The organism is Rothia sp. 27098_8_29 (genome assembly GCF_041432785.1).
In the GTDB taxonomy this organism is placed as follows: Bacteria; Actinomycetota; Actinomycetes; order Actinomycetales; family Micrococcaceae; genus Rothia; species Rothia mucilaginosa.
Genome location: NZ_JAPWAI010000005.1, coordinates 12515 through 37288, shown reverse-complemented (window position 1 = coordinate 37288; position 24774 = coordinate 12515). Strand labels below are relative to the sequence as shown.

Sequence of the window (24774 nt, the reverse complement as noted above, 5' to 3'; positions counted from 1 at the left end):
GTGGAGGCGAGGGGACTCGAACCCCTAACCCTCTGCTTGCAAAGCAGATGCGCTACCAATTGCGCCACGCCCCCGTGGTGCTCTACTAGTCTATAACACCTTTTGCGGCTTCGCCAAATCCTCAGGCGTATTTTTTTAGTTAGACCCATCACACCCCTGAAGGGCTTAGGTAATCACCTCACCCGGCACTGTCGCCTCCCGCTTCGTTAGAGCCTGCAGGGGGCCACTCACTTCCTGCAGATATTTACGAACCGCAGTGCGTTGCGCCTCCTTCGCGGACTCCTCCTTCGACTCCGGTCCCTTGAAGCCCAACTTGAAAGCATCCCACTGGCTCGCTGAGGGGTACTTTTCACGGGCATTCCACACCAGCGAGAACGATGCCAGGGTATTCAGCTCCTTCCTCGTGGCGGCCTTCGATAGCACATCAGCCACCGTTGCCACACGCGAAGACTCTGCAACACTCACCGAAATCTTCGAGTGCGCCCCCGAGGGCAGGCTCAGTGTCTTCTCCGGAGCCAACTGAATATTCAGGTGAATCTGCTGCACCCGCTCATTCTTCAAATCCAGCTCAGCCAGCGCACGGAAACGCTTCATCAGGGAATCATAGTTCTCATCAATCACCACAGCATTCAGGCGCAGCTCATCCGCCAGCAGACCTACCTGAGCGTAGCTCGCATTAGTCCCCAATGCCGCGTTGGCAGCCAGCACCTTCAGCCACTGCTCTTCCTTCAGGGTCGCTGAATCATTGACGCGCAGCGGGCTCACCGGAGCATCCGTAGCAGTATTCGCAACGTTCTGTGGGTCATTCGCAGGATCCACGCCACCGTAGGTAACGCTCAGCCGGTGCAAAGAACCGTAGACAGACAGGTTCGTCAGAGCCGTAGCTGCCGCCACCAAATCGGCCTGTGCCGCCTCCGTGAGGGAGAAAGAACCCACCAGACGCAGGTCCTGTTCACTACGCCCCTTACCCACATAGATACGCCCCAGCGACTCAATCTTCAGGTAGCGGGTATCAATATTCTCGCGAACCAGACGCTCACGGCGTGCCAGCAGCTTCTCGTTTGAAACCACCGCCGCCGCATCCTCACCCAACACACCGGTGGCGGCAATCTGCGGCATCGCCGCAAGCACCCCGGCGGCAGCAACCACGCCGCCGGTCAGAAGCAGGGAACGGCGGGGCACCACGAGGCGGCGCGCCTGCCCAGCAATAGCCTCTTTAGCGGCATCGACGCGGGTAGAAGGGGTCTTAGCCACAGAGTCCCCAGCGGCAACGGATGCCGCCTCAGAAGAGCCCTGAGAGGCTCCCCGGGTAGAAGTATCGGGAATGTGAGAGTTCTCGGGTTCCAAAGAAGGGGAAGAAGACACAGAATCTCCATGATGCAGGGCGAGCGCAAAGCCCACCAACGGTTTGAGGGGAGTGAAGTCCCTCTAGAATACCGCCCGCACCTATGCGCATGCCGACAACCCGCTGCGCATCATTCGAAGGGCATAAAGAAAACCTATGGGGTGGACTCAGTCCACCCCATAGGTCACAAACTTCATGAGAGCTCTCAACTCTCACCGCAGGCTATTTAGTTATCCTGCGCAGCCGTAGCGTTCGGAGCCGGAATATTAGCCGATTCAGCAGCCAACTCAGCAATACGGATCTCGCCGGTCGTCGGATCATCGTAGGTCACGTACTCGGTACCGCCAGCCGTAGGCTCAGCGTCCTCGTTCACGTGGTTCTCCGCAATCAGGAAGCCGTGCGCACCCAGAATCTTAGCGACGCGGTCAATATCCTGCGGGGTCGGGGTATGATCCACCACTCGACGAATGTACTCGTTAATGCGCTGGTCGCTCACGTACGCCTCGCCACGAGCAGCACGAGACTGCATGAGCTGGCGAACAACTTCCTGCAGCTGCTCATCGGTCAGACGCATCTTCAAAATAGCCATCACTGCCGCGCGGTCCTGCACCGGAACATCCTTGGGATACCCGACGCTCAGCCAGTCGATTACTCGAGAGATCATGCTCTTATCAGGCATCGAGCCCCTCCTTCGAAGCAGTCATTATATGCAATTTAGTGTTCACGGGATTAGTGGCCTCCACCGGTTACGCCGAAGATATTCCAGCCGAAAGTGTGGTCGATAAAGTCCTTAGCGACCCAGAGAATACCGATGATTACGATTGCTACGATAATAGCAAAAATGCAGAACGCAGCAATCTTCGCCGCCGTTCCCGGAGGCTCAATTTCAACCAGCTTGCCGTCCGCGGTGTACTCGGTACGACCAGCCAGCATACGCAGACCCAGCGCATAGAGCGCCGGAAGGCCCGCACCAAAGAACAAACCGGCAATCAGCACCGGAATAACCTTGTTCACAATGTCAATCAGATATTCCACGACTACGAACCTGCCTTCTCTGTAGCAAGGGTCTGGGCTTCTGCGGATGCCTCAGCGCTGGTGACTGCAGCGCCTTCCTTTTCATCCCAGTCGCCAGTCACGTTCGAAGCGTCAATGTTGTCCTTCTGGGAATGACGCCACATCAGGAAGCAGAAGACTACCAGCAAAGCGAACACGGTCATTTCGCCAATGAACTGGGTACCGGTCAGAGCATTCAGGCCATGACCAATCAGCCAGGTCAGAGCACCCACAATCGCGGCAGCCGGCAGAGTAATCAGCCAAGCAACCACCATGCGGCCAGCAACAGACCAGCGCACCTCAGCACCCTTACGGCCCAGGCCACTACCCAGAATCGAGCCGGACGCCACGTGAGTGGTGGACAGTGCCATACCGAAGTGGGAGGAAGTCAGAATAATCGCAGCGGATGCACCGTCAGCGGCAACGCCCTGCGGGGTGTCAACCTCAACGATGCCCTTACCGAGGGTGCGGATAATACGCCAACCACCCAGGTAAGTACCCAGCGCAATAGCAAGCGCGCAGGAAGCCTTCACCCAGAAGGGAATCGCGTCATCGTTGCTCAGGGTACCCGAAGCAACCAGAGCCAGGAAGATTACGCCCATGGTCTTCTGCGCATCGTTAGTGCCGTGCGCCAGAGACATCAGGGATGCGGTCGCGACCTGTCCCTTACGGAAGCCGCCGTGCTTGCGATCATCAGCCACCGGGGCAGCAATACGGTAGACCAGCCAAGTGCCGGTTGCCGCCACAATAGCCGCAATGACGGGGGAGAGGACCGCGGGAACAATAATCTTGGACAGAACGCCCATCCACTGCACGCCGTCAAAGCCGATCGCGACAATAGCCGAACCAATCAGGCCACCAAACAGAGCGTGCGACGAGGATGAGGGAAGACCCAGAAGCCAGGTCAAAACATTCCAGAGGATACCGCCCACCAGACCGGTAAAGACGATGAGCATCAATGCCGGACCGTCCGTTGTTACATCGATACGGTCCAGGTTCACGATGCCGCTACCAACCGAGCGTGCCACCTCAACAGAGAGGAACGCGCCAACGAGGTTCAGGGACGCAGACAGCGCCACGGCGGTCTTAGGCTTCAGCGCACCGGTGGCGATGGAGGTTGCCATCGCGTTGCCAGTGTCGTGGAAGCCATTCGTAAAGTCGAAGGCGAGCGCGGTCAGCACCACGATCACGAGAATAATGAGTTCTGTAGTCACAAGAAAATTATCTGTCGGTTTTCGCGAAATCTAAAGTATTCCGAATTAACACGAAATAACAGATAAACCCACAGTATTGAGCGGGTTTCCGTGAGGGTTTTACTATAGAGCCCATATTCCAGGGGAAACTCTCCCGATATTCCGCGGAAAAAAGGGTGCACCTATTGGAATGTTTAAGTTGGTTTATGTGGCTTATACGAGAGTGCGGGGGCGAGGGGTGATTATATCCATCAAGAGGCTAAAGTGTGTTCACCAAGTGTTCACTTTCAGGAACCTCCCAGCTTTCTTTTTGTGACACACCTTTATTATTCAGACCTCATTTAGGTTGCCGAGCTACCCACACGGGACACCCCTGTGGGTTTTACGGCGCGGGGCTTTCTGCGGAGCACATTCTCCACAGTAGGGGTTTCCTACAGCCGTGCGCATTCGAATATCACGAAGAATTGAATCTATACCCGCGGCGCACGCAGCACATCAGCTTCGCGAGGTATTCGCACCTATTCCCCCGCATCACATCAGCAGATACAACAACTTTGGCGAATACAACAAAAGACCCCGTATCTTTCGATACGGGGTCTTTTTCAAAAATAAACCGGCGATGACCTACTCTCCCACACCCACAAAAGTGCAGTACCATCGGCGCGAAGAGTCTTAGCTTCTGGGTTCGGAATGGAACCAGGCGTTTCCCTCTTGCTATAATCACCGGAAAGTGGAGGCGAGGGGACTCGAACCCCTAACCCTCTGCTTGCAAAGCAGATGCGCTACCAATTGCGCCACGCCCCCGTCTCAGCGGAAACCACTGTTTAGTTATTTTTCCAAGCCTTTACGACTTCATTGCTCTGATACTTTTTCAGAACCATCACAGTGACACACGAAAGAACAGCAAGAATCAATAATTTCTTCATTATTGCCTTTCATAGTGTGGAGTGGGCGTACCAAGAATCGAACTTGGGACCTCTTCGTTATCAGCGAAGCGCTCTAACCGTCTGAGCTATACGCCCTCCCTCTGCGGAATTTCTTCCGTAGAACGAGATATAACTATACAGGTGTTTGCAGGTAACACCAAATCGAAAAAGCATGTTCTGCATCACACTTTAATATTGGGGGTTCCCAAGCATACAGAGCGGGCGGTACCACCTCCATCCAGAGGGGCACCGCCCGCACACAAAGCTCAAAAAGCTACAAACTAGGACTCATCGCTCAGAGTCAAGGTCACGCCACCAACCAGCTTCGCAGCCAGGTTGTACAGAATCGCGCCAATCATACCCAGCAGAGTAAAGACCACAGTGTTGACCACGGCAAAAATAGTAGTCACCAAAGCAACCTGACCCAGCGAAATCATCTGCGAAATATCCACAGTGGTCGAACCGGTACCCAGAGAGCTAATCAGCTGGTTCACACCGGTAAACGCGCCAGAAGCCTGCAGGAACAGCCAGAGAATCACCGAAGCCACGACGGTCACGATACCCAAGGCAATAGACAGCAGGAAGATTAGCTTAGCAACCGACCACGTATCAACCTTCTGAACCACCAGACGCGCGCGACGAATCTTCGAACGCGGCGCCGGACGCACCAACTGACGGCGTGAACCGGTCGGACGCTTAGCGTTTACAGGGCGCTTGCCGGCAGGACGCTTAGCGGTACCGCCAGGACGAGCCTGGCCCGAACGCGACTGAGCCGGGCGACGCGCGCCAGCCTTAGCCGCGCCCGAAGACTTAGATGCGCCAGCCGACGCCGAACGCTGTGCCGACGCAGGAGAGGAGCTCGCGGGAGTGCTGCTCATTAGTTACCTCCAGTAGCGGTGAGATCGGCAGCCGCCGCTTCACCCTCGTTGTCCGTACCGGGCGCCTCAGAAGACTCCGAAGCCTCGGTGTTCTCAGTGGTTTCATCGTCGCTATCATCCAGCTGACGATCCTGGTTGCGTGCAACACCAATAATAGAATCGCCCTTACCGGGCTTTGCAAAGATAACACCCATAGTATCGCGTCCCTTCGCAGGAACCTCATTCACATTCGAACGAACGACCTTGCCGCTGGCCATAACCACCAGCACCTCGTCCTCTTCGTCCACGATGAGGCCACTCACCAGGGCGCCGCGATCCTCAACTAGCTTAGCAACCTTAATGCCGAAACCGTTACGGCCCTGCACGCGGTACTCATCCACGCTCGTACGCTTCGCGTAACCACCCTCAGTGACCACGAAGACGAAGGAGCCCTCAGTAACCACGTTCGCAGAAATCAGCTCATCGCCCTCACGGAACTTCATACCGGTCACACCCGAGGTCGAACGACCCATCGGGCGCAACGACGCATCATCAGCGTGGAAGCGCAGCGACATACCGTTACGCGACACCAGCAGAATATCGTCCTTATCCGAAACGGTGAACGCCGAAACAACCTCATCGCCCTCACGCAGGTTAATCGCAATCAGGCCGGCAGTACGGTTCGTATCGTAATCGCTCAGACGGCTCTTCTTCACCATGCCACCGCGAGTAGCAAGCACCAGGTACTCAGCATCCTCGTAGCTCTTCAGCTCCATGACCTGAGCAATATGCTCACCGCCCTGGAACTCCAGCAGGTTCGCAATGTGCTGACCCTTCGCGTCACGACCGGCTTCCTGCAGCTCGTAACCCTTCGCACGGTACACGCGACCCAGGTTCGTGAAGAACAGAATCCAGCTGTGCGTAGTGGTCACAAAGAAGTGCTCCACCACGTCATCACCGCGCAGCGAGGCACCCTTAATGCCCTTACCGCCGCGGTGCTGGCTACGGTACTGATCACTGCGGGTGCGCTTAATGTAGCCGCCGCGAGTAATCGTAACCACGACCTCTTCCTCGGGGATGAGGTCTTCCATGGACATGTCGCCGTTGTAGCCGTACATAATCTGGGTGCGACGCTCATCGCCGTAGCGGTTCACAATCTCGCCCAGCTCCTCAGAGATAATCTCGCGCTGGCGAGTCTCCGAAGCAATAATCGCGTTGTACTCAGCGATCATGCGCATCAGCTCATCGTGACGATCCTGAATCTTCTGACGCTCCAAAGCAGCCAAACGACGCAGCTGCATGTTCAGAATTGCCTGAGCCTGAGCCTCATCAATCTGCAGGAACTCCATCAGGCCGCTACGCGCCTCATCAGCAGTGGGGGAGCGGCGAATCAGGGCAATAACCTCATCCAGAGCATCCAGAGCCTTCAGCAGGCCACGCAGGATGTGCGCCTCTTCCTCCGCCTGACGCAGACGGTAACGGGTACGACGAACGATAACGTCCATCTGGTGATCCACCCAGTGACGCACAAACGCATCCAGGGACAGGGTACGCGGCACGCCATCCACAATGGCGAGCATATTCGCGGAGAAGTTCTCCTGCAACTGGGTGTGCTTGTACAGGTTGTTCAGCACAACCTTCGGGGAAGCATCACGCTTGAGCACAATCACCAGACGCTGACCGGTACGGCCCGAAGTCTCATCGCGCAGATCCGCGATGCCGGTGACCTTACCGTCCTTGATGAGCTCAGCAATCTTAATCGCCAGGTTATCCGGGTTCGCCTGGTACGGCAGCTCGGTAACCACCAGGCAGGTACGACCGTGGATTTCCTCCACGTTGACCACCGCGCGCATGGTGATAGAGCCGCGGCCAGTACGGTACGCATCCTCAATGCCCTTGGTGCCCAGAATCTGCGCACCGGTCGGGAAATCGGGGCCCTTAATGCGCGCCATCAGAGCGTTTAGCAGCTCCTCGTTGGTGGCGTGCGGGTTCTTCAGGAACCACTCCACACCCTCGGCAACCTCACGCAGGTTATGCGGCGGAATATTGGTCGCCATACCCACAGCAATACCCGAAGAACCGTTGACCAGCAGGTTCGGGATGCGCGCGGGTAGAACGGTAGGCTCCAGGGACTTGCCGTCATAGTTGGGCTGGAAATCAACGGTGTCTTCGTTGATGTCACGCACCATCTCAAGAGCAATGGGAGCCATCTTGGTCTCGGTGTATCGAGGCGCTGCAGCACCGTCGTTACCGGGGGAGCCGAAGTTACCCTGACCCAGAGCCAGCGGGTAACGCATAATCCAGCTCTGAATCAGACGCACCAGAGTGTCGTAGATAGCGCTATCGCCGTGGGGGTGGAACTGACCCATCACGTCGCCGACCACGCGGGCGCACTTATTGAAGGATCGGTCCGGGCGGTAGCCGCCGTCGTACATCGCGTAGATCACGCGGCGGTGCACGGGCTTGAGGCCGTCACGCACATCCGGCAGGGCGCGGCCAATAATAACCGCCATTGCGTAGTCCAGGTAGGAACGCTGCATTTCGGTCTGCAGGTCCACCTGTTCAATGTGACCGTGGTGGTCTACGCTTTCAGCGCCACCATTGCTGACAACGTCAGCTTTGGTAGTCTCATTCTGGTGTTCTTCGCTCATAACTTTCTCATTAAATTAATAGCTCAATCAATATATACCCCGACTGGTATATTGCCCGTAGGGTATATATTGATTCGGGCTAGATATCGAGGAATCGAATGTCCTTTGCGTTCTGCTGGATAAACTCACGACGAGCCTCAACGTCCTCACCCATCAGAACAGAGAAGATCTGGTCAGCAGCAGCTGCATCCTCCATCTTCACCTGAAGCAGGGTACGACGAGCCGGATCCATGGTGGTGTCCCACAGCTCGGTGTAGTCCATCTCGCCCAGACCCTTGTAACGCTGAATACCGTTATCCTTGGGCAGGCGCAGGTTCTTCGCAGCACCACGAGCCAGAGCCTCATCACGCTCAGCGTCCGAGTACACGTAGTCGTGCGGGGCGTTCGACCACTTGATGCGGTACAGCGGCGGCTGAGCCAGATACACGTAGCCAGCCTCAATCAGCGGACGCATGAAGCGGAAGAGCAGAGTCAGCAACAGAGTCGTAATGTGCTGACCGTCAACGTCCGCATCCGCCATCAGAACGATTTTGTGGTAGCGTGCCTTCTCAATATCGAAGTCGTCACCAATGCCGGTACCGAAAGCGGTAATCATCGCCTGAATTTCAGCGTTGGACAGGGCACGGTCCAGGCGAGCGCGCTCAACGTTCAGGATCTTACCGCGCAGCGGCAGAATAGCCTGAGTGTTCGGGTTGCGACCCTGAACAGCCGAACCACCCGCAGAGTCACCCTCCACCAGGTAAATCTCAGAGATCGACGGGTCCTTCGAGGAGCAGTCCTTGAGCTTACCGGGCATGGAGCTGGTCTCCAGCAGGCCCTTACGGCGGGTCGTCTCGCGTGCCTTACGGGCTGCAATACGCGCCTGAGCGGCGGTAATCGCGCGGCGAACAATATCCTTCGCCACCGCGGGGTTACGCCCGAACCAGTCGCCGAGGTGATCGTTCACCTCACGCTGGGTGAAGGACTTAGCCTCCGAGTTACCCAGCTTAGTCTTGGTCTGACCCTCGAACTGCGGCTCAGAAATCTTAATCGAAATCACCGCGGTCAGGCCCTCACGCACGTCTTCACCGGTGAGGTTATCGTCCTTATCGCGTAGCAGCTTGTTCTCACGCGCGTAACGGTTCACCAACGAGGTCAGAGCGGCACGGAAACCCTCTTCGTGAGTACCGCCCTCGTGGGTGTTAATCGTGTTCGCGTACGAGTAGACGGATTCCTTGTAGGCGCCGGTCCACTGCATCGCCACTTCCAGGCTCATATTGCGCTCAGTGTCTTCGGCTTCGAAGGAGACAATCTCCTCGTTCACAATGGTCTTCGCGCCTGCGTTGAGGAAGTGTACGTAGTCGAACAGACCGTTGTCGTAACGGTAGGTGACGGTCATGAAACCATCAGCGTTCGCGCGCACGCGGTTGAGGATGTTTTCCTTCTTCTCGCTCTCTTCAGCAACCTCGTCACCGACGAACTTCTCGCGCTCATCGGTCAGGGTGATGGTCAGGCCCTTGTTCAGGAACGCCATCTGCTGGAAACGGGCGCGCAGAGTCTCAAAGTCGAACTCGACGGTCTCGAAAATCTCTGGGTCCGGGTAGAAAGTCTGAATGGTACCGGTCTTATCGGACGGTTCACCCTTGCGCAGGGGACCATCCGGCACACCACCGTTGGAGAAGGAAATATGCCATGCGTAGCCCTGGCGGTGCACCTCAGTAATCACACGGGTAGACAGCGCGTTCACCACGGAGATACCCACACCGTGCAGACCACCGGAAACGGAGTAGCCGCCACCGCCGAACTTACCGCCAGCGTGCAGCACGGTCATGACAACCTCAACGGTGGACTTGTGCTCGGTGGGGTGCTCATCCACGGGAATACCGCGGCCGTCATCCTCTACGCGAACAGCACCATCAGCCTGGATGGTCACGTCAATTTTGGAGGCGTAGCCGGCGAGCGCTTCGTCGACCGAGTTATCTACAACCTCGTAGACCAGGTGGTGCAGACCGCGCTCAGTGGTCGAGCCAATGTACATGCCGGGGCGCTTACGAACCGCTTCCAGACCTTCCAGCACGGTAATATCGGATGCACCGTATTCATGCTGCTGTTCAGATGCATTCTGTTCAGATGCCACGAGGCAGAACTCCTTGAGTAGATGATGCAACCGGCGAAGGAAAGCTACGGGCAGCCAAGAGCGGAGCCTAGAACACCTCACAGAGGGCACAAGAAAGTGCCTGCACAACCCGCGGTGCCGGTGGTACCCATAGGTGGGCACACTTTACGCATTGTCTCTTTTATTTTACCGAGCAAGAGAGCATAAAACCATCTACAAGCGTCACATATTGAGCTTTTTTGGGCACTACCACCCGCTCAAAAGCCCGCTAAGGCGGTTTAGAGTGCCTCAACCCCCTTTTGAGGTAGGGGATACGGTTCACCACTTCGTGGGGATTGCCGGCGATTCTAAAGCTTTCATAGCGTGCAGAAAATCATGAGGAGCAGAAAAGGGGCACGTTTTATGCAACGTGCCCCAAAATCTCAGTTTTCCCGTCAAAGGTGCTGCAAAGCGGTAACATGATACGCCTACCCGTAGGTGTCGCGTACCCCGCGCATACCGGTGGCACGCCGATAGCCTCGCTGATTCCAGCGTCCGTTGTTCGGACCCAGCACGCGAACCTGAGCCACGACACCATCACCCAGTTCACGGCGGAAAAGTTCGATGAGGTGCCCGTGCATCAGGCGCAACTGAGTCGTCCAGGCGGTAGAGTCGCACTGGACTTCAACAATGGAATTTTCGAAGCTGATGGGGCGGGTGTGCGCCGCAATTTCAGGGCCCACGAGCTCAGCCCAGCGAGCCAGCACGCTAGAGACCGCCACGGGCTCTTTCCAGCCGCGAGAACGGATCAGAGCGCTGACGATGCCGCCAAGGGGTTTGGGATCACGAGAACTCTCTCCGGGGCCGCTATAGCCGCCCATCACGCGGGGGTCCCAGCCCTGCGCTCGCCATGATTTCTTCTTCGAGGCGGTTCCAGACATGACCGCACCGAAGTCACGCATGATTTTGTTCGCAGAGAAGGCATTGAGGGGCGCCTCGCCGCGCTCTTGAGCCGCCACTCGCATGCGGGTCAGCAGGGCGGAGGGGGCATCCACCTCGTCACGGTAGAACTCACCCACGCCGTCAACCTCGCGCGGGTTTTGATGCTCCGCAAACTGCGGTTCCGCGAATTCACCGAATGTTTCACGTGAAACATGGTTTTGAGGGTAGACGGGGTTACTCATCGCCGCCACCTTCCGCGAGCGCAGAAATGGTCGAGTTCGACTGCCCCGCAGAGTCAGTGACAGAGTCGGTGGCAGGACCAGCGGCAGGCTGCACATACTCGGCGTGCCCCGCCGTCACCGACACCAGGCGGTAGTCGCCCAGCTCCTCCGGAATATCGCTGAGCACCGCGCAGGTAATCAACACCTGCTCCGCGTCGGCAACCATCGCACCCAGGCGGTGACGGCGCGCAGAATCAAGCTCCGCAAACACATCATCAAGAATCAGAATCGGCGAAGAACCCGCCGAGGAATCATCCTCAACATGCACAAACCAGGACGCCAGTTTCAGCGCCAGCGCAAAAGACCAGCTCTCGCCGTGCGAGGCAAAATGCTTCACCGGCATACCACCGAGCAGCAGGGTAATATCCTCACGGTGCGGACCCACCAGGGTCACGCCACGCTCAATCTCATCGCGCCGACGCTCCGCAAAACCGCGCATCAAAGCCTCCTTGAGGTCCTCAATGCGCATCAGCGCCGCATGCTCGATCGAGCGCTCGCCCATGCTCGAAAAAACAGTCGACTCATAGTTGAAACCGACCTCTTTAGATCCGTCTGTCAGCCCTGCGTAGGCGCGGCGAAGCTGCGGCAAAAAACGCTGCAACAGACGAAAACGCGCAGAAAGCAGCTGAGCGCCCAGGGTCGACAGCTGCTCATCCCAGACCGACAGGGTACTCAAAGCGTTCTCGTCCCGCGCCTTACGCTGCATGGATTTCAGCAACGAATTACGTTGCCGCAAAATCCGCTCATACTCGCTACGGTACCCGGAGACCACCGGACGCAAAGAGCTCGCCAAATCATCCACAAAACGACGACGACCGGCGGGCTCACCCTTCACCAGTTGCAGATCCTCCGGGGAGAACAGCACCGTGCGGGCAATACCCAGCGCCTCCTTGGCACGTACCGGCGCGGCACGATTAATGCGCACCCGGTTACTCTGCCCCGGAGCAATCTCAAACTCGGTCACCGTCTGCTGCGAACCGCGCACCGTACGGGTACGGATATAGGCGCGCGAAGCACCCGCCCGCACCAGCGGCCCGTCATGGCTCACACGGTGCGAAGACAGCGACGCCGCATAGTCGATCGCCTCAACAATATTGGTTTTACCCACACCGTTAGAGCCCAGAAACACCGTAACTCCCGCCGAAAGAGGCAGGCTCAGCAGGGCGTAGGTACGGTAATCCAACAACGAAATATGGTCAATATACACCGGAGCAGCTCCTTTCACGGGGTTTCACATACGGGGTCGCAGGGGTTCACAGCGCCAGCTGGCGGGCACAGCGCGCAGGCCAAAATACTGTGGTTTTCCGCACGGATGAGCACAGAAAAAACAGCGCAACCCCGCACATACCCACGATGCATAGGGCACCGAAAGACGTGCGGGGTAGCGACGCTGAAACTAGTTCGACGGCAGGCGAACCGGCATCAGCAGGTAACGGTAGTTACGGTCATCCTCAGCCAGAGGCTCATCCTGACCGGAAATCACGGCGGGCTTCGGCGCATCGGTAAAGGAGAAACGAACGAACTCAGTACCGAAAACCTTCAAACCATCCGAGAGGTAGGCGGGGTTGTACGCAACGGTGATGTCATCACCGGACAGGTGAGCCTGCAGAGTCTCGGAAGCCTGAGCCTCATCACCGCGGCCGGCATCAATAGCAACCGAACCCTGAGTGAACTTCAGACGCAGGGGAGTGTTGCGCTCCGCCACGAGGGAGATACGGCGAGCAGCCTCAGCCAGGTCGGAGGTGCGAACCACCGCGTGAATCGGGGTCTGCTCGGGGAACAGCGCACGGATGTTGGGGTAGTCGCCGTCCATCAGAACGCTGGTGGTGCGGCGGGTACCCGCTGCGAAGCCGATCAGCTCGCCCGCTGCGGGCAGGGCGATAGACAGATCGCCGGAACCGGAGAGGGTGCTACCGACCTCAGAGACGGTCTTAGCCTTCAGCAGCACAGCCGCCTGAACGTCAGGGTTGACCGGGTTCCACTTGATTTCGCGCATTGCCAGGCGGTAGCGGTCGGTGGCGAGCAGGGTCATGGTGTCGCCGTTGATTTCGACGCGGATACCGGTCAGCAGCGGCAGGGTCTCATCCTTGGACACCGCAATCTGAACCTGCTTGACGGCTTCAGCGAATTCGGCGCCGTCCACGGTACCGGAAATTTCGGGAAGCTCGGGAAGCTCGGGGTAGTCCACGACCGGCATGCCAGCGAGCTGGAAGTTAGCGGAACGGCAGTGAATACGAATCACGGACTCATCTGCGGTGAACTCGACGGGTGCGTTCGGTAGGGAGCGGCAAATTTCTGCCAGGATCTTGCCGGGAACCAGGCACACGCCTTCTGCTTCAACATCGGCTGCAATGACCTGGCGGGCGCTGGTCTCGTGATCGAAGCTTGCGATGCTGACCTCACCTGCGGAGGCGGTAATCAGCAGACCGTTGAGTACGGGGGAGGTGGGACGCAGCGGAAGTGAGCGTGCCGTCCAGCCGACTGCTTCGGCAAGGACATCGCGTTCAACGGTGAATTTCATCGAGAAGGCGCCTTTCACGGAATTGGAGAGTCATTTTGGGGCGCACGTAAAGCTTATGGGCGAAAGAGCCGGAAATATCGCGTGCTCTGGTGCGCAGTACATCTTCCCGCGCGCGCGTCTATCCATCCTACCGGATTTTGTAATTACACAGAGACACAGAGGTCGCTCCTGCAGCGAAAAATCGGGTGAGATGAGGCATGTAGGACTGCTGTATTTTTGTAATTACAAAGATAGGCGGAAGGTGCATCAAATCCAGTCGAAAACAGGTTCGAATTAGGTGATGGTTCGGTGTTGGTTTCTTCTTCAAACCCAACCTTCAAATCCAACCCAAAAGATAGAGTGCAGCTATCGATCCAAATCCGCGAAAATCTACGTTTTCAGTAAGGGTGCACAGAAAAACCTGAAACAGCCCGGTTGGTCGAGCAGAACTACTTGTTATGGGGAGGATTTTTTCTTTAAGTACAGTAGTATTGTTAACGCTTGTGGAAACGGTGGAAAACCCCTTCCTTGCCTGCAATGACGCGGAAGTAGCCTGTGGACATTAAGTGGAAGAAACCACTCAACGCTGAGGATGCATTGTGTATGGATATTTATACATTTCCTCGATTCCACACCTTTTGAATATTCATGCACTTAACGTCCACACGAACGCATGAGTTAAAGCACAGCTTATCCACACCCCAAAAATCTAGCTTTCAGAGTCGCTAAAATCTTGGATCCAGCGTGAAACCCTGCCCCGAAGCCTATAAAACACCTAGTCGAGGCACAAAATAAGCTACGGGACAGGGACAAAAACACATCTAGCCGGCGGCGCGCTGCTCCTGGCGAATCAAATTCGTTAGCTCAGTAACCTGATTAAAAATCGTCTGACGCTCCGCCATCTGCGCGCTCACCTTACGCACCGCGTGCATCACCGTCGTGTGGTCGCGGCCGCCCAAGTCGTTACCAATACGCGGCAGGGACATCTCGGTCAGCTCACGCAGAAGATACATCGCCACCTGACGCGCATTCGTGAGCGTACGGGTGCGAGACTTCGACTGCATATCCTCAATGGACACATCAAAATACTTCGCCACCGTCGCCAAAACCAGCGCCGACGTAATCTCCGCACCACCGGTATCAGAGAGCAAATCCTTCAGATAGGTCTCAGCCTCAGCCAGGGTAATGGGCTCCGGCGGCTTCTTCATCGAGGCGGCAGCGCTCGCACGAATCAGAGCACCCTCCAACTCGCGAATATTCGCCGTGACATGGGAAGCAATGTATTCCATGACGTCATCGCGCACCGGCAGAATCTCGTTCTGAGCTTTCTTCCGCAGAATCGCGATACGGGTCTCCAGCTCCGGAGGCTGCACATCCACGTTCAGGCCCGAACCGAAACGCGAACGCATACGCTCAGCGAAACCGGTCAGCTGCTTCGGCGGCAAATCAGAGGTAATCACGATCTGCTTCTGGTGGTTGTACAGGGCGTTGAAGGTATGGAAGAACTCCTCCATCGTCGCCTCTTTACCCGCCAAGAACTGGATATCGTCAATCAGCAGAACGTCGACATTGCGGTAAATCTGCTTGAACGACGAACCCTCATCGTCACGAATCGAGTTAATGAAGTCATTCGTGAACTCCTCAGAATTCACGTAGCGCACGCGTAGGTTCGGGTACAGGTACTTGGTGTAGTGGCCGATTGCGTGCAACAGGTGAGTCTTGCCCAGACCCGAACCGCCGTAGATGAAGAGCGGGTTGTAGACAATGCCGGGCTGCTCAGCCACCGCGAAAGCGCTCGCGTGCGCAAAGCGGTTGGACTGGCCAATCACGAAGGTATCGAAGGTATAGTTCGGGTTCAGTCGGGCAGAGCTATCCCACGTCGGTGCGTTTTCCGGGTCTTCATGCGGATGCACCTGCTGAGACTCCGGTACCGCCGGGGCCTCCGGAACGAAAGTGGGCAGGGGCGCCGGATATTCGCGAGGCGCACCTGCGGCAGGAGCCGCCGGAGCGGGCTGCTGAGCGGAGGGGAAACCGGCACGCTCCGCCTCCAGAGCCTGCAGGGAGGGGCGGGTGACCTGCTCATCGGCAGGAACCTCGTAGTGATCGGGGCCCGGATGTGGCTCGGTGTAGTACTCAAAAGCGCGCGAACCGGCGGGCGCCTCAGGATGCGCAGAAGCCGCCGCTACCGAAGGGGCGGGCTGGTGCTCGACAGGAACCTCGCGCTCACCATGGAAAACGTCCTGACTTGCAGGTTCAACCGGAATCATCGACTCATTCACATCGAAAAGCGCGGTGGTCGACGGGCCAAACACCTCGTGCAGAGCCGCACGGAACGAAGCGCTAATCTGCTCCTCAAAGACCGCACGGGTGAGCTTATTCGGAACCTCAATGATGAGGCGAGAAGAACCCATCAATCCCTGAGGCTGCGCAAGATTCACGAAACCGCGCTGACGTGCCGTCACCGCCGGATCGGCGGCAAGAATGGAGAGCAGATGCGCCCAGCGCGCCTGAAGGGAGTCGGTCATGGAATTCTTTACTTTCACTCGATGTGAAGCGGTGGTGCAGTAAAGAAATCATGCCGGAAACCACCGCGAGGTCATTAAGATTCTACCCGCTTAATACACAGAGGGAGAAAGTTATCCACAAGAGTTTTCCACACGGTGGAAAACTTGTAATTACAGGGGTGGATAAGCGGTGGATTTAAGTGCATAACAGGTCTTCTTCCCTGATATTTAGCGGAAAACTCCAAAAGCTCAAGGATGTGGATAACTCACCGATAGTAGGGGGTTTGGGTGGGATATGCACCATGGTGGATATCCTGCTGCCATAAATATCCCCAGGTTTACGCCCCAAGAGCATGTAGCGTCTCCACAGCCTGTACACCCGCCGCAATCACCGCCTCCACGCCACAAACGAGCCCGGAATCACGCGGAAAAACACCCCAAGAACTTGATTTACGCCCTCCACTCTTCTAAAGTTGTGCTGTTGTGTGTGCACCGCCTACTGCGAATAGTCGCGGTACCTCCGTGCACCAAGAAGCGTACGGTTCCGATACCCTGTGAGGGCACGAACCGCAAAAATCAAGGAGACAAAGTATGAGCAAGCGTACTTTCCAGCCGAACAACCGCCGTCGCGCTAAGAAGCACGGCTTCCGTCTGCGTATGCGTACCCGTGCAGGCCGCGCGATTCTGTCGAACCGCCGCGGTAAGGGCCGCGCAAAGCTCTCGGCCTAATCACGGCATATAGTTCGCCCGCCGATGCACACGCATCGGCGGGCGAACTATCATTAAGCGTGAAATACACGCGGAGGTCAGCTCACCACATGAGCCGAATCTCCCACACTACGTAAAGGGGAACACGTGCTGCCTCAACGGCACCGTATGCGCACCAGCGCAGAATTCTCCCACGCCTTCCGTTCCGGCATCCGTACAGGACGTCGGAACATCGTTGTATCTACGGCGAAAAATCCTGGAAAAACAACCCAGGTAGGTTTCATTGTGTCGAAGGCGGTGGGCAACGCAGTCACACGCAATCTGGTCAAGCGCCGGTTGCGTGAACTTGCCGCGCTCACCTGCGCCGCGCATCCGGAAGGCTACGCCATTGCTGTGCGAGCGCTTCCCGCCTCCGCGAGCGCCAGCTGGGATCAGTTGCGCCGCGACTACGAATCGGCACTCGAGGCTGCTTTCGCTAAGCTCGACCTGCCTCAGAGCAAGGAGAAGCCGTGAGTCGTTCCCAGCATGACCGCTGTGAAGAACGCTTCCACGCGCATCACAGTGGCACCTATAGCGCATCTGCCGAGACTCTGGGCCCCGACGAGCTGCTGGCACTAGCGCCTAACGAATTCGTGCGGCCGGAAACTTTCCTGCAGGCTCTCTACGTTCTACCGCAGAACCTGCTGATCGCGTGCATGAAGGCCTACCGCAAGGTCGTATCCCCCCTCTACGGGGATGTGTGCCGCTACTACCCGACCTGCTCAGCCTACGCCCTGGAGGCGCTGACCACCCACGGTGCGATGGGCGGGCTTTCCCTGACGGTGCGCCGTATTCTGCGGTGTGTTCCCTGGGCAACCGGAGGTATCGACCCAGTCCCGGAGGGGAAGCGTACTTTCGCTCCCGGAGCAGAACCGAAAATTATTCTGCTCAACCACCCCCATCTTTACACCCCTCACACCGGTGGTGACGCCCGCCCTGAGTAGGCGGCGCCTCCCACACAATGACTTAGCCGAGTCCTTAAGGAGTATTCCCGCGTGAATATTTTTGATTTGATTCTTTGGCCGTTTAAATGGATCGTCTCCGTGGTCCTGTGGCTGTTCCACACTCTTTTCACTTCGCTGGGTATGGACCCGGCGTCCGGCCTGACTTGGGTTCTGTGCATTATCTTCCTGACCCTGGTGATGCGTACCCTGACCATTCCGCTGTTCGTCAAGCAGATTAAGGCTATGCGCGGTATGACCGCGATGCAGGGCGATATGGCGAAGCTGCAGGAGAAGTACAAGGGCAAGAAGGACCAGCTCTCCCGCCAGGCTATGGCTCAGGAGCAGATGGAAATGTACCGTAAGCACGGTACGAACCCCTTCGCATCCTGCCTGCCGATTCTGGCTCAGATGCCGATCTTCTTCGGTCTGTACCAGGTGCTGATGGGCGTTCCCACCGCGGCGCAGAGTAACGAGAGCGTGCTCATGCTGCCGGCTGATCTGGTGCACCAGTTCAACGACTCGCAGATTTTTGGTGCTCAGCTGTTCGCGACCATGCTGCACCCGGGCGCTGGTGACACCACCGCGACCGTTGTTCAGGCGGTCATCATGATTGTTCTGATGAGTGCGACCCAGTTCTACATTCAGAAGCAGCTGAGCGTGAAGAACATGTCGGAGGCGGCTCTGAACTCTCCGATGTTCCGTCAGCAGCAGATGATCATGTACATCTTCCCGATCATCTTCGCTGTTTCCGGTATTAACTTCCCGCTGGGTGTTATGTACTACTGGACCGTTTCGAACCTGTGGTCGCTGGGTCAGCAGTGGTGGGTTATCCGCAATAACCCGACCCCCGGTTCTCAGGCGGAGCGTGAGCTGAACGCTCGCCGTGCTGCTAAGGGCCTGCCTCCGATTGGTAAGACCCGTGAGCAGCACGAGAAGGATCTGCAGGAGGCTCGTGAGCGTGCCGCTGCGGGTCAGCGTCAGCAGCCGGTTGGTAAGAAGCGCCAGAAGCAGCAACGCAATAAGCAGAACGGAAAGAAGTAGTTTTCTTCCGTGATTCGGGCCGGGTTCTCGCCATGTGTGGCGCGGGCCCGGCGCCGTGTATGAGATACTTTTTACCCCTAGGACACCCCTCCGAATACCCCGAGGATTATTGTGACTGAAGCTATGGAATATGAGGACGAGCAGCTCGTTGAGGAGCAGCTGGTAGAGGAGCCCATTGAGGGCGAAGAAGACGATTTTGAGGACATCGACGAGGAAGGCGATATCGCCGCTGACTACCTCGAAGAACTCCTCGATATTGTCGATATGGACGGCGATATCGATATTGAGGTGCGCAATAACCGCATCTATCTTTCGGTCTTCAATGACGACGATGACAATGAGGAACTGCGCCACCTAGTTGGCCGCCACGGTGAGGTGCTGGAGGCTCTGCAGGAGCTGGTGCGCCTCTCCGTCCTGGCTGGTAATGGTACCCGTTCCCGCCTGATTCTGGATGTTGCCGGCTACCGTGCAGAGCGTCGTGAGCAGCTGGAGAAGATTGCCGCTGATGCGATTGAGAAGGTGCGTGCTACCGGTCGTGATGAGCACCTGAAGCCGCTGAGCCCGTACGAGCGCAAGGTTGTGCACGATGTGGTGGCTGCCGCTGGTCTGTACAGCGAGTCGGAGGGCGAGGGTCCTCGCCGTCACGTGGTGATTTCTCTTCCCGAGGTAGGAGCCTAGTATGGAGACTTCGATGGTTACTCTCAGCGAGAGTGAGCGCGCCGCCGCGGAGGCTGTGTTCGGTGAGCGTCTGCCCCTGGCGGAGCGCTACGTGCAGCACCTGGCGACGACCGGCATTGAGCGTGGTCTGATTGGTCCGCGTGAGGTGCCGCGCCTGTGGGCTCGTCACGTGCTGAACTGTGCTGTGGTGCAGGAGTATATTGCTCCGAATACTTCGGTGGCTGATGTTGGCTCTGGTGCTGGCCTGCCCGGTCTATGCTTGGCGATTGCTCGCCCGGATTTGAAGCTGACTCTGATTGAGCCTCTGGAACGCCGTGTCATCTGGCTGAATGAGGTTGTCGAGGATCTGGGCCTGGAGAACGTGACCGTGCTGCGCTCGCGTGCTGAGCAGGCTGTGGGTGCTGTTGAGGCTGATGTGGTGACTGCGCGTGCTGTGTCGGCTCTGGTGGGCCTGTTGGACATTACTCTGCCGATTCTGCGTGGCACCGGTGAGCTGCTGGCTCTGAAGGGTCGTAGCGCCGCGGAGGAGATTACTAAGGCGAAGAAGAAGCTGAACCGCTACGGTGCGCGTGAGACTGAGATTCTCACCGCCGGCGGTGACCTGCTGGAAGAGCCGACGACGGTGGTTCGAGTTCGCCTCTAAAGGTTTCGTCCCGAATGGGCGGTGCCGCAATGAGCTAGTGAATATGCTGGCTTACGCGGTACCGCCCATTTTTGTGCACTGCTTTTACAGGGTGTGTTGAGTGTTTGCATCCATAGAGTACATAGAATGACCTCTCGCGTGGAGTATTGACCTGATGCCGGGTACCCTTAAGGAAGGATTGAAACCTTAGACTCTTCTATATCAAAGCCTGATGATTCAGTAAGGGGTACCGAGCCCTTCAGAACCATTCGGGCAGCACCAATGTTTCACGTGAAACATTGCAGACTTCATCACCTCGCGGAGCATGTTTCACGTGAAACATGCTGGGAATAGGTAACGGTAGGGGAGTGGGGAACTAAATCCTCCTCGCGCACGAATACCGCAGAGTATTGCCACGCGCGAGGCATCAGACGAAGCATCACCGTAGACACACCACCCGGAATATGGAAGGCACCCGATGACTCCTCAAGCTCAGAAATCTGTTGCAGATTTGCTCCCCAAGCCTGTGCATACGCGTGTCTTCACCGTGTCGAACCAGAAGGGTGGCGTGGGTAAAACCAGTACCGCCGTGAACCTCGCAGCTGCGCTCGCGGAGGCTGGACTGAACGTCCTGGTTATCGATAACGACCCGCAGGGTAACGCTTCGACCGCACTGGGCATTGAGCACGGCGTGGATGTTCCCAGTGTCTACAACGTCCTGATTGAGGATAAGCCGCTTTCTGAAATTGTTCAGGAATGCCCCGATATGCCCGACCTGTTCTGCGCCCCCGCCAATATCGACCTTGCGGGCGCGGAGATCGAACTGGTCTCCCTGGTGGCACGCGAGACTCGCCTCAAGAATGCCCTGATGGACTACACCGAGTGGCGCGAGAAGCAGGGCATGGAACGCCTGGACTATGTCTTCATCGACTGCCCGCCGAGCCTCGGCCTGCTGACCGTCAACGCCTTCGTTGCGGCAGAAGAGATTCTGATTCCGATCCAGTGCGAGTACTACGCTCTGGAAGGTCTGAGCCAGCTGCTGAAGAATATTCAGATGATTCAGAAGCATCTGAACTCCAAGCTGCGCATCAGCACAATCCTGCTGACCATGTACGATGCCCGCACCAACCTGGCATTCCAGGTGGCAGAGGAGGTGCGTGAACACTTCCCGGAGGAGACTCTGGGGGTCAAGATTCCTCGCTCGGTTCGTATCTCTGAAGCTCCCAGCTATCAGCAGACCGTCATCACCTACGATTCTTCGTCGACTGGCGCTCGCGCCTACCGTGAGGCGGCACAGGAGCTCTCGCGCCGATCCGCATAATCTAAATCTTTTGAAATGAGCCCTTTTGGATTGTCTATTGATGATTCAAAAGGGCTCATTGCGTGCGGTATTTCCTGGGTGAAACCCGAGAAAACAGCCTGAGAGAATTAATTATTAGGAATAATTTGGATTATGTGCCGTGCATTTTTTACTCCTGCTTTTGGGTGCTTATTTCGTTTACACTAGATGAAGAAGTAAAAATGAGCGGGCTCGTCCGGGAGTCCTAAGGAGTAACGATGGCTGAAAAGCGACGCGGCTTGGGTCGTGGCCTGGGGGCGCTGATCCCTCAGAGTACGAAGAATTCTGGTAATGCTGAGGCGAAGGCATCCGAAAAGACTGCGGCAGTAAAGACTGCACCCAAGAAGGTGTCTACTCCGATTGAAGAGCCCATGACTGACGGTCTCTTTGAAATGGCTCACGAGGCTAAGCCGGAGAAGCAGCGTAAGAGCACTAAAGCTGAGTCTGTAGAGACTAAGCCTGCTGAAGTTGCACCCGCTCAGGAAAAGACTGCTGAAGCTGAAAAGGTAGAGGAGAAGGTTGAAGCTCCCGCCTCCTCGCAGGATGTTTCACGTGAAACATCGAAGAAGAAGCCTCGCGTGGATATGGGTGCGGCACTGCGCAACACCACCCTGACTCGCCGCCCGGTGGACTTCTTCTTTGGTGAAGATGTCTCCACCCCGCAGTCCGCCTCTGAGGAACAGAGCGGTCTGGTTCCGGTTCCCGGTGCCCAGTTTGCTGAGCTGAATGTTCGCGATATCCACCCGAACCGCAAGCAGCCCCGAACCGATTTTGATGAGCAGGATATGGAAGAGCTCATCCACTCGGTGCGTGAGATTGGTGTTCTGCAACCGATTGTTGTGCGTCCCTCGCGTGAAAATGGTGCCGAAAAGTATGAGCTGGTCATGGGTGAGCGTCGCTGGCGTGCAACCCAGGCGGCTGGCCTGAGCACCATCCCGGCGATTGTTCGTGAGACTGAAGACGGCGACCTGCTCCGTGACGCCCTGCTGGAGAACCTGCACCGCAGCCAGCTGAACCCCATTGAAGAAGCGGCGGCATACCAGCAGCTCATGGAGGAGTTCGACACTACTCAGGAGCAGTTGGCTAAGCGTATTGGTCGTTCTCGCCCCCAGATTTCGAACACGATTCGTCTGCTGAAGCTGCCGGCTCTGGTGCAGCGTCGCGTTGCGGCGGGTATCCTCTCCGCGGGTCACGCGCGTGCCCTGCTGGCTCTGACGGACCAGGCTCAGATTGAGACTCTCGCGCAGAAGATTGTGAATGAGGGGCTGTCGGTTCGCGCAACTGAGGAGCTGGTGAACCACGCATCCGGCACTGCGGAGGTGAAGGAGCGTAAGGCTCCTCAGCCTCAGAAGCACCGTGAGCGCCTGGACTATATTGCGGAGGCTTTTGCTGACAAGCTCGATACTTCGGTGAAGATTTCGCTGGGTGCTCGCAAGGGTAAGATGACCATCGAATTTGCGAATGTTGAGGATCTGAACCGCATCATCCGCGTTTTGGATTCTGATTTCTCGGGCTAAATTTTCGCGTAAAACAATATTTAGCAACTGAAATCAGTTGTATATACAAAAAACCCTCGGTAATGTTTCACGTGAAACATCACCGAGGGTTTTTCTCTAGCTGCTCGAAAGATTAGCCCAGGTGCTCGGAGAACTCGGCCAGTAGAGCAGGCTTCGTCTTAGCACCTACGGTCTTCTTGACGACCTCGCCATCCTTGAAAAGGTAGATGGCGGGAATAGAGGTAATGCCGTACTTCATAGCGGTATCGCCATTCGCCTCAACATCCACCTTGACCACGTCGACCTGACCGGCGTACTCGCCAGCGATCTCGTCAATCACGGGACCAACCATGCGGCAGGGGCCGCACCATTCAGCCCAGAAGTCCACGATAACGGGCTTGTCATTCTTCAGAACCAGTTCGTCAAAAGTGGCATCAGTTGCCTGCTGTGCACTGCTCATGGAGTGCTCCTTTCTGACACGGGGTGGATTCCCCTGCGAGTAATACGAATAGTTTAGAGGTTTTCGAGGTAGTGCTGCGCGTCCAGAGCAGCAACAGCACCGGAACCGGCAGCAATAATTGCCTGGCGGTAGGTCGGGTCAATCACGTCACCGGCAGCGAAAACGCCGGGAACGGAAGTCTTCGAGGAACGACCCTGAACCGCGATGGTGTGGTTCTCGGTAATCTCCAGCTGGTCACGTACCAGTTCCACGCGAGGATCGGAGCCAATAGCGATGAACAGACCCTGAACAGCCAGCTGGCGCTCAGAACCGTCCTTGGTGTTGGTCAGGGTGATCGACTCGAGGTTGCTCTCGCCGTGAACGGCGGTGACAGCCGAGTCCCAGACAACCTCAATCTTCGGGTTGTTGAACACGCGGGTCTGCATGATTTCCGAAGCACGGAAAGAGTCGCGGCGGTGCACCAGGTACACCTTGGACGCGAAGGTCGTCAGGAACAGTGCCTCCTCCAGTGCGGAGTCGCCACCGCCGACCACTGCAATTTCCTTGTCCTTGAAGAAGAAGCCATCGCAGGTTGCGCACCAGGATACGCCGTAACCGGAGAGTCGGTCTTCGCCCTCGATGTTGAGCTTACGGACCTGAGAACCGGTGGTCATGATGACGGTCTTCGCCAGGTGAACGGCGCCGTCTGCGGTGTAGACCTTCTTCACGTCGCCGGTGAGTTCGACCTTTTCTACGTCCTGGTAGCGGATGTCCGTACCGAAACGCTCAGCCTGCTGGCCGATGTTTTCCATCAGCTCGGGGCCCTGGATGCCCTGAATGAAGCCGGGGAAGTTCTCCACCTCGGTGGTGTTCATGAGGGAGCCTCCGGGTGCCAGGGAGCTGGCGAAGAGGACGGGCTTCAGCTCGGCGCGTGCCGCGTAGATTGCGGCGGTGTAGCCGGCGGGACCGGAGCCCACAATAATGACGTTGTGGACGGTTGCGTCGGCCTCAACCTCGGCAGCCGGTGCGGCTTTGGTGGCGGGTGCGGACGCGAGGTTCAGGTTGCCCAGGGCGGAGCCTCCGAAGAGGCCTCCCAGATTCTCAGTCATCGGATATATCTTTCCGTTGTAGGTCTTTCGTTC

At 57.1% G+C, this 24774-nt stretch carries 21 protein-coding genes, 3 tRNA genes and 1 rRNA gene; 8 read left to right on the top strand and 17 right to left on the bottom strand.

Annotated elements, in window-relative coordinates:
* Nucleotide 1 precedes the first annotated feature (1 nt).
* The 15 genes from O3649_RS07395 to dnaA all read right to left on the bottom strand — a co-directional run bounded on the left by O3649_RS07395 (nucleotide 2) and on the right by dnaA (nucleotide 16347).
* Nucleotides 2-74, bottom strand: a tRNA-Ala gene (locus O3649_RS07395).
* 91 nt (nucleotides 75-165) lie between these two features.
* The gene (locus tag O3649_RS07390; protein ID WP_371573544.1) at nucleotides 166-1365 is read right to left on the bottom strand and encodes an acetamidase; all 1200 of its coding nucleotides are present in this window, start codon (nucleotides 1363-1365) and stop codon (nucleotides 166-168) included.
* A 206-nt stretch (nucleotides 1366-1571) separates the two neighbouring features.
* Nucleotides 1572-2024: a DUF3349 domain-containing protein gene (locus O3649_RS07385; RefSeq protein ID WP_049337595.1), complete on the bottom strand. Its 453-nt coding sequence runs from the start codon at nucleotides 2022-2024 to the stop codon at nucleotides 1572-1574.
* Nucleotides 2025-2074: 50 nt separating this feature from the next.
* Nucleotides 2075-2380: a hypothetical protein gene (locus O3649_RS07380; protein ID WP_005504112.1), complete on the bottom strand. Its 306-nt coding sequence runs from the start codon at nucleotides 2378-2380 to the stop codon at nucleotides 2075-2077.
* Nucleotides 2381-2382: 2 nt separating this feature from the next.
* Entirely contained in the window at nucleotides 2383-3612 is a 1230-nt protein-coding gene (locus O3649_RS07375) for an inorganic phosphate transporter (RefSeq protein WP_005504110.1), read from the bottom strand.
* A gap of 590 nt (nucleotides 3613-4202) precedes the next feature.
* A 5S ribosomal RNA gene (rrf, locus tag O3649_RS07370) occupies nucleotides 4203-4319 on the bottom strand.
* Nucleotides 4320-4322: 3 nt separating this feature from the next.
* Nucleotides 4323-4395 (bottom strand) — tRNA-Ala (locus O3649_RS07365).
* 144 nt (nucleotides 4396-4539) lie between these two features.
* Nucleotides 4540-4613, bottom strand: a tRNA-Ile gene (locus tag O3649_RS07360).
* 185 nt (nucleotides 4614-4798) lie between these two features.
* Nucleotides 4799-5395, bottom strand: coding sequence for a DUF3566 domain-containing protein (locus tag O3649_RS07355; protein WP_005504108.1), 597 nt, complete (start codon nucleotides 5393-5395; stop codon nucleotides 4799-4801).
* Entirely contained in the window at nucleotides 5395-8025 is a 2631-nt protein-coding gene (gene gyrA / locus O3649_RS07350) for a DNA gyrase subunit A (protein ID WP_314738047.1), read from the bottom strand. The genes O3649_RS07355 and gyrA overlap by 1 nt, the downstream gene beginning before the upstream one ends.
* Nucleotides 8026-8104: 79 nt before the next feature.
* The gene (gyrB, locus tag O3649_RS07345; RefSeq protein ID WP_005508013.1) at nucleotides 8105-10141 is read right to left on the bottom strand and encodes a DNA topoisomerase (ATP-hydrolyzing) subunit B; all 2037 of its coding nucleotides are present in this window, start codon (nucleotides 10139-10141) and stop codon (nucleotides 8105-8107) included.
* Nucleotides 10142-10587: 446 nt separating this feature from the next.
* Nucleotides 10588-11283: a DUF721 domain-containing protein gene (locus O3649_RS07340; RefSeq protein WP_102033646.1), complete on the bottom strand. Its 696-nt coding sequence runs from the start codon at nucleotides 11281-11283 to the stop codon at nucleotides 10588-10590.
* Nucleotides 11276-12529, bottom strand: a complete 1254-nt coding sequence (gene recF, locus O3649_RS07335; RefSeq protein WP_314849808.1) for a DNA replication/repair protein RecF — start codon at nucleotides 12527-12529, stop codon at nucleotides 11276-11278. The genes O3649_RS07340 and recF overlap by 8 nt, the downstream gene beginning before the upstream one ends.
* Before the next feature lie 189 nt (nucleotides 12530-12718).
* Entirely contained in the window at nucleotides 12719-13843 is a 1125-nt protein-coding gene (dnaN, locus tag O3649_RS07330) for a DNA polymerase III subunit beta (RefSeq protein WP_049341945.1), read from the bottom strand.
* Between the two features lie 800 nt (nucleotides 13844-14643).
* The gene (gene dnaA, locus O3649_RS07325; protein WP_070615724.1) at nucleotides 14644-16347 is read right to left on the bottom strand and encodes a chromosomal replication initiator protein DnaA; all 1704 of its coding nucleotides are present in this window, start codon (nucleotides 16345-16347) and stop codon (nucleotides 14644-14646) included.
* 570 nt (nucleotides 16348-16917) lie between these two features.
* Between dnaA and rpmH the strand changes: the two genes are divergently transcribed.
* From rpmH to O3649_RS07285, 8 genes are all read left to right on the top strand, one after another.
* On the top strand, nucleotides 16918-17055 hold the full coding sequence (gene rpmH / locus O3649_RS07320) for a 50S ribosomal protein L34 (protein WP_049332235.1): 138 nt from the start codon (nucleotides 16918-16920) through the stop codon (nucleotides 17053-17055).
* A gap of 126 nt (nucleotides 17056-17181) precedes the next feature.
* Nucleotides 17182-17547 (top strand): ribonuclease P protein component, encoded by a 366-nt coding sequence (gene rnpA, locus O3649_RS07315; RefSeq protein ID WP_049341943.1) that lies wholly within the window; start codon nucleotides 17182-17184, stop codon nucleotides 17545-17547.
* On the top strand, nucleotides 17544-18017 hold the full coding sequence (yidD, locus tag O3649_RS07310; protein ID WP_070687879.1) for a membrane protein insertion efficiency factor YidD: 474 nt from the start codon (nucleotides 17544-17546) through the stop codon (nucleotides 18015-18017). Before rnpA ends, yidD begins: the two co-directional genes overlap by 4 nt.
* 51 nt (nucleotides 18018-18068) lie before the next feature.
* Complete coding sequence (gene yidC, locus O3649_RS07305) at nucleotides 18069-19058, top strand: membrane protein insertase YidC (RefSeq protein ID WP_005504085.1); 990 nt, start codon at nucleotides 18069-18071, stop codon at nucleotides 19056-19058.
* A gap of 111 nt (nucleotides 19059-19169) precedes the next feature.
* Nucleotides 19170-19736: a R3H domain-containing nucleic acid-binding protein gene (locus O3649_RS07300; RefSeq protein WP_314849805.1), complete on the top strand. Its 567-nt coding sequence runs from the start codon at nucleotides 19170-19172 to the stop codon at nucleotides 19734-19736.
* A 1-nt stretch (nucleotide 19737) separates the two neighbouring features.
* Nucleotides 19738-20379 carry a 16S rRNA (guanine(527)-N(7))-methyltransferase RsmG gene (gene rsmG, locus O3649_RS07295; RefSeq protein ID WP_371573539.1) on the top strand — a complete coding sequence of 214 codons (642 nt, stop codon included), beginning with the start codon at nucleotides 19738-19740 and terminating at the stop codon, nucleotides 20377-20379.
* Nucleotides 20380-20836: 457 nt separating this feature from the next.
* Complete coding sequence (locus O3649_RS07290) at nucleotides 20837-21679, top strand: ParA family protein (protein ID WP_371573537.1); 843 nt, start codon at nucleotides 20837-20839, stop codon at nucleotides 21677-21679.
* A gap of 236 nt (nucleotides 21680-21915) precedes the next feature.
* Nucleotides 21916-23214 (top strand): ParB/RepB/Spo0J family partition protein, encoded by a 1299-nt coding sequence (locus tag O3649_RS07285; protein WP_371573535.1) that lies wholly within the window; start codon nucleotides 21916-21918, stop codon nucleotides 23212-23214.
* Nucleotides 23215-23326: 112 nt separating this feature from the next.
* Here the strand turns inward: O3649_RS07285 and trxA are convergent, their stop codons facing one another.
* Nucleotides 23327-23653, bottom strand: a complete 327-nt coding sequence (trxA, locus tag O3649_RS07280) for a thioredoxin (RefSeq protein ID WP_303958444.1) — start codon at nucleotides 23651-23653, stop codon at nucleotides 23327-23329.
* A 53-nt stretch (nucleotides 23654-23706) separates the two neighbouring features.
* Nucleotides 23707-24741 carry a thioredoxin-disulfide reductase gene (gene trxB / locus O3649_RS07275; protein WP_049341938.1) on the bottom strand — a complete coding sequence of 345 codons (1035 nt, stop codon included), beginning with the start codon at nucleotides 24739-24741 and terminating at the stop codon, nucleotides 23707-23709.
* Nucleotides 24742-24774 lie beyond the last annotated feature (33 nt).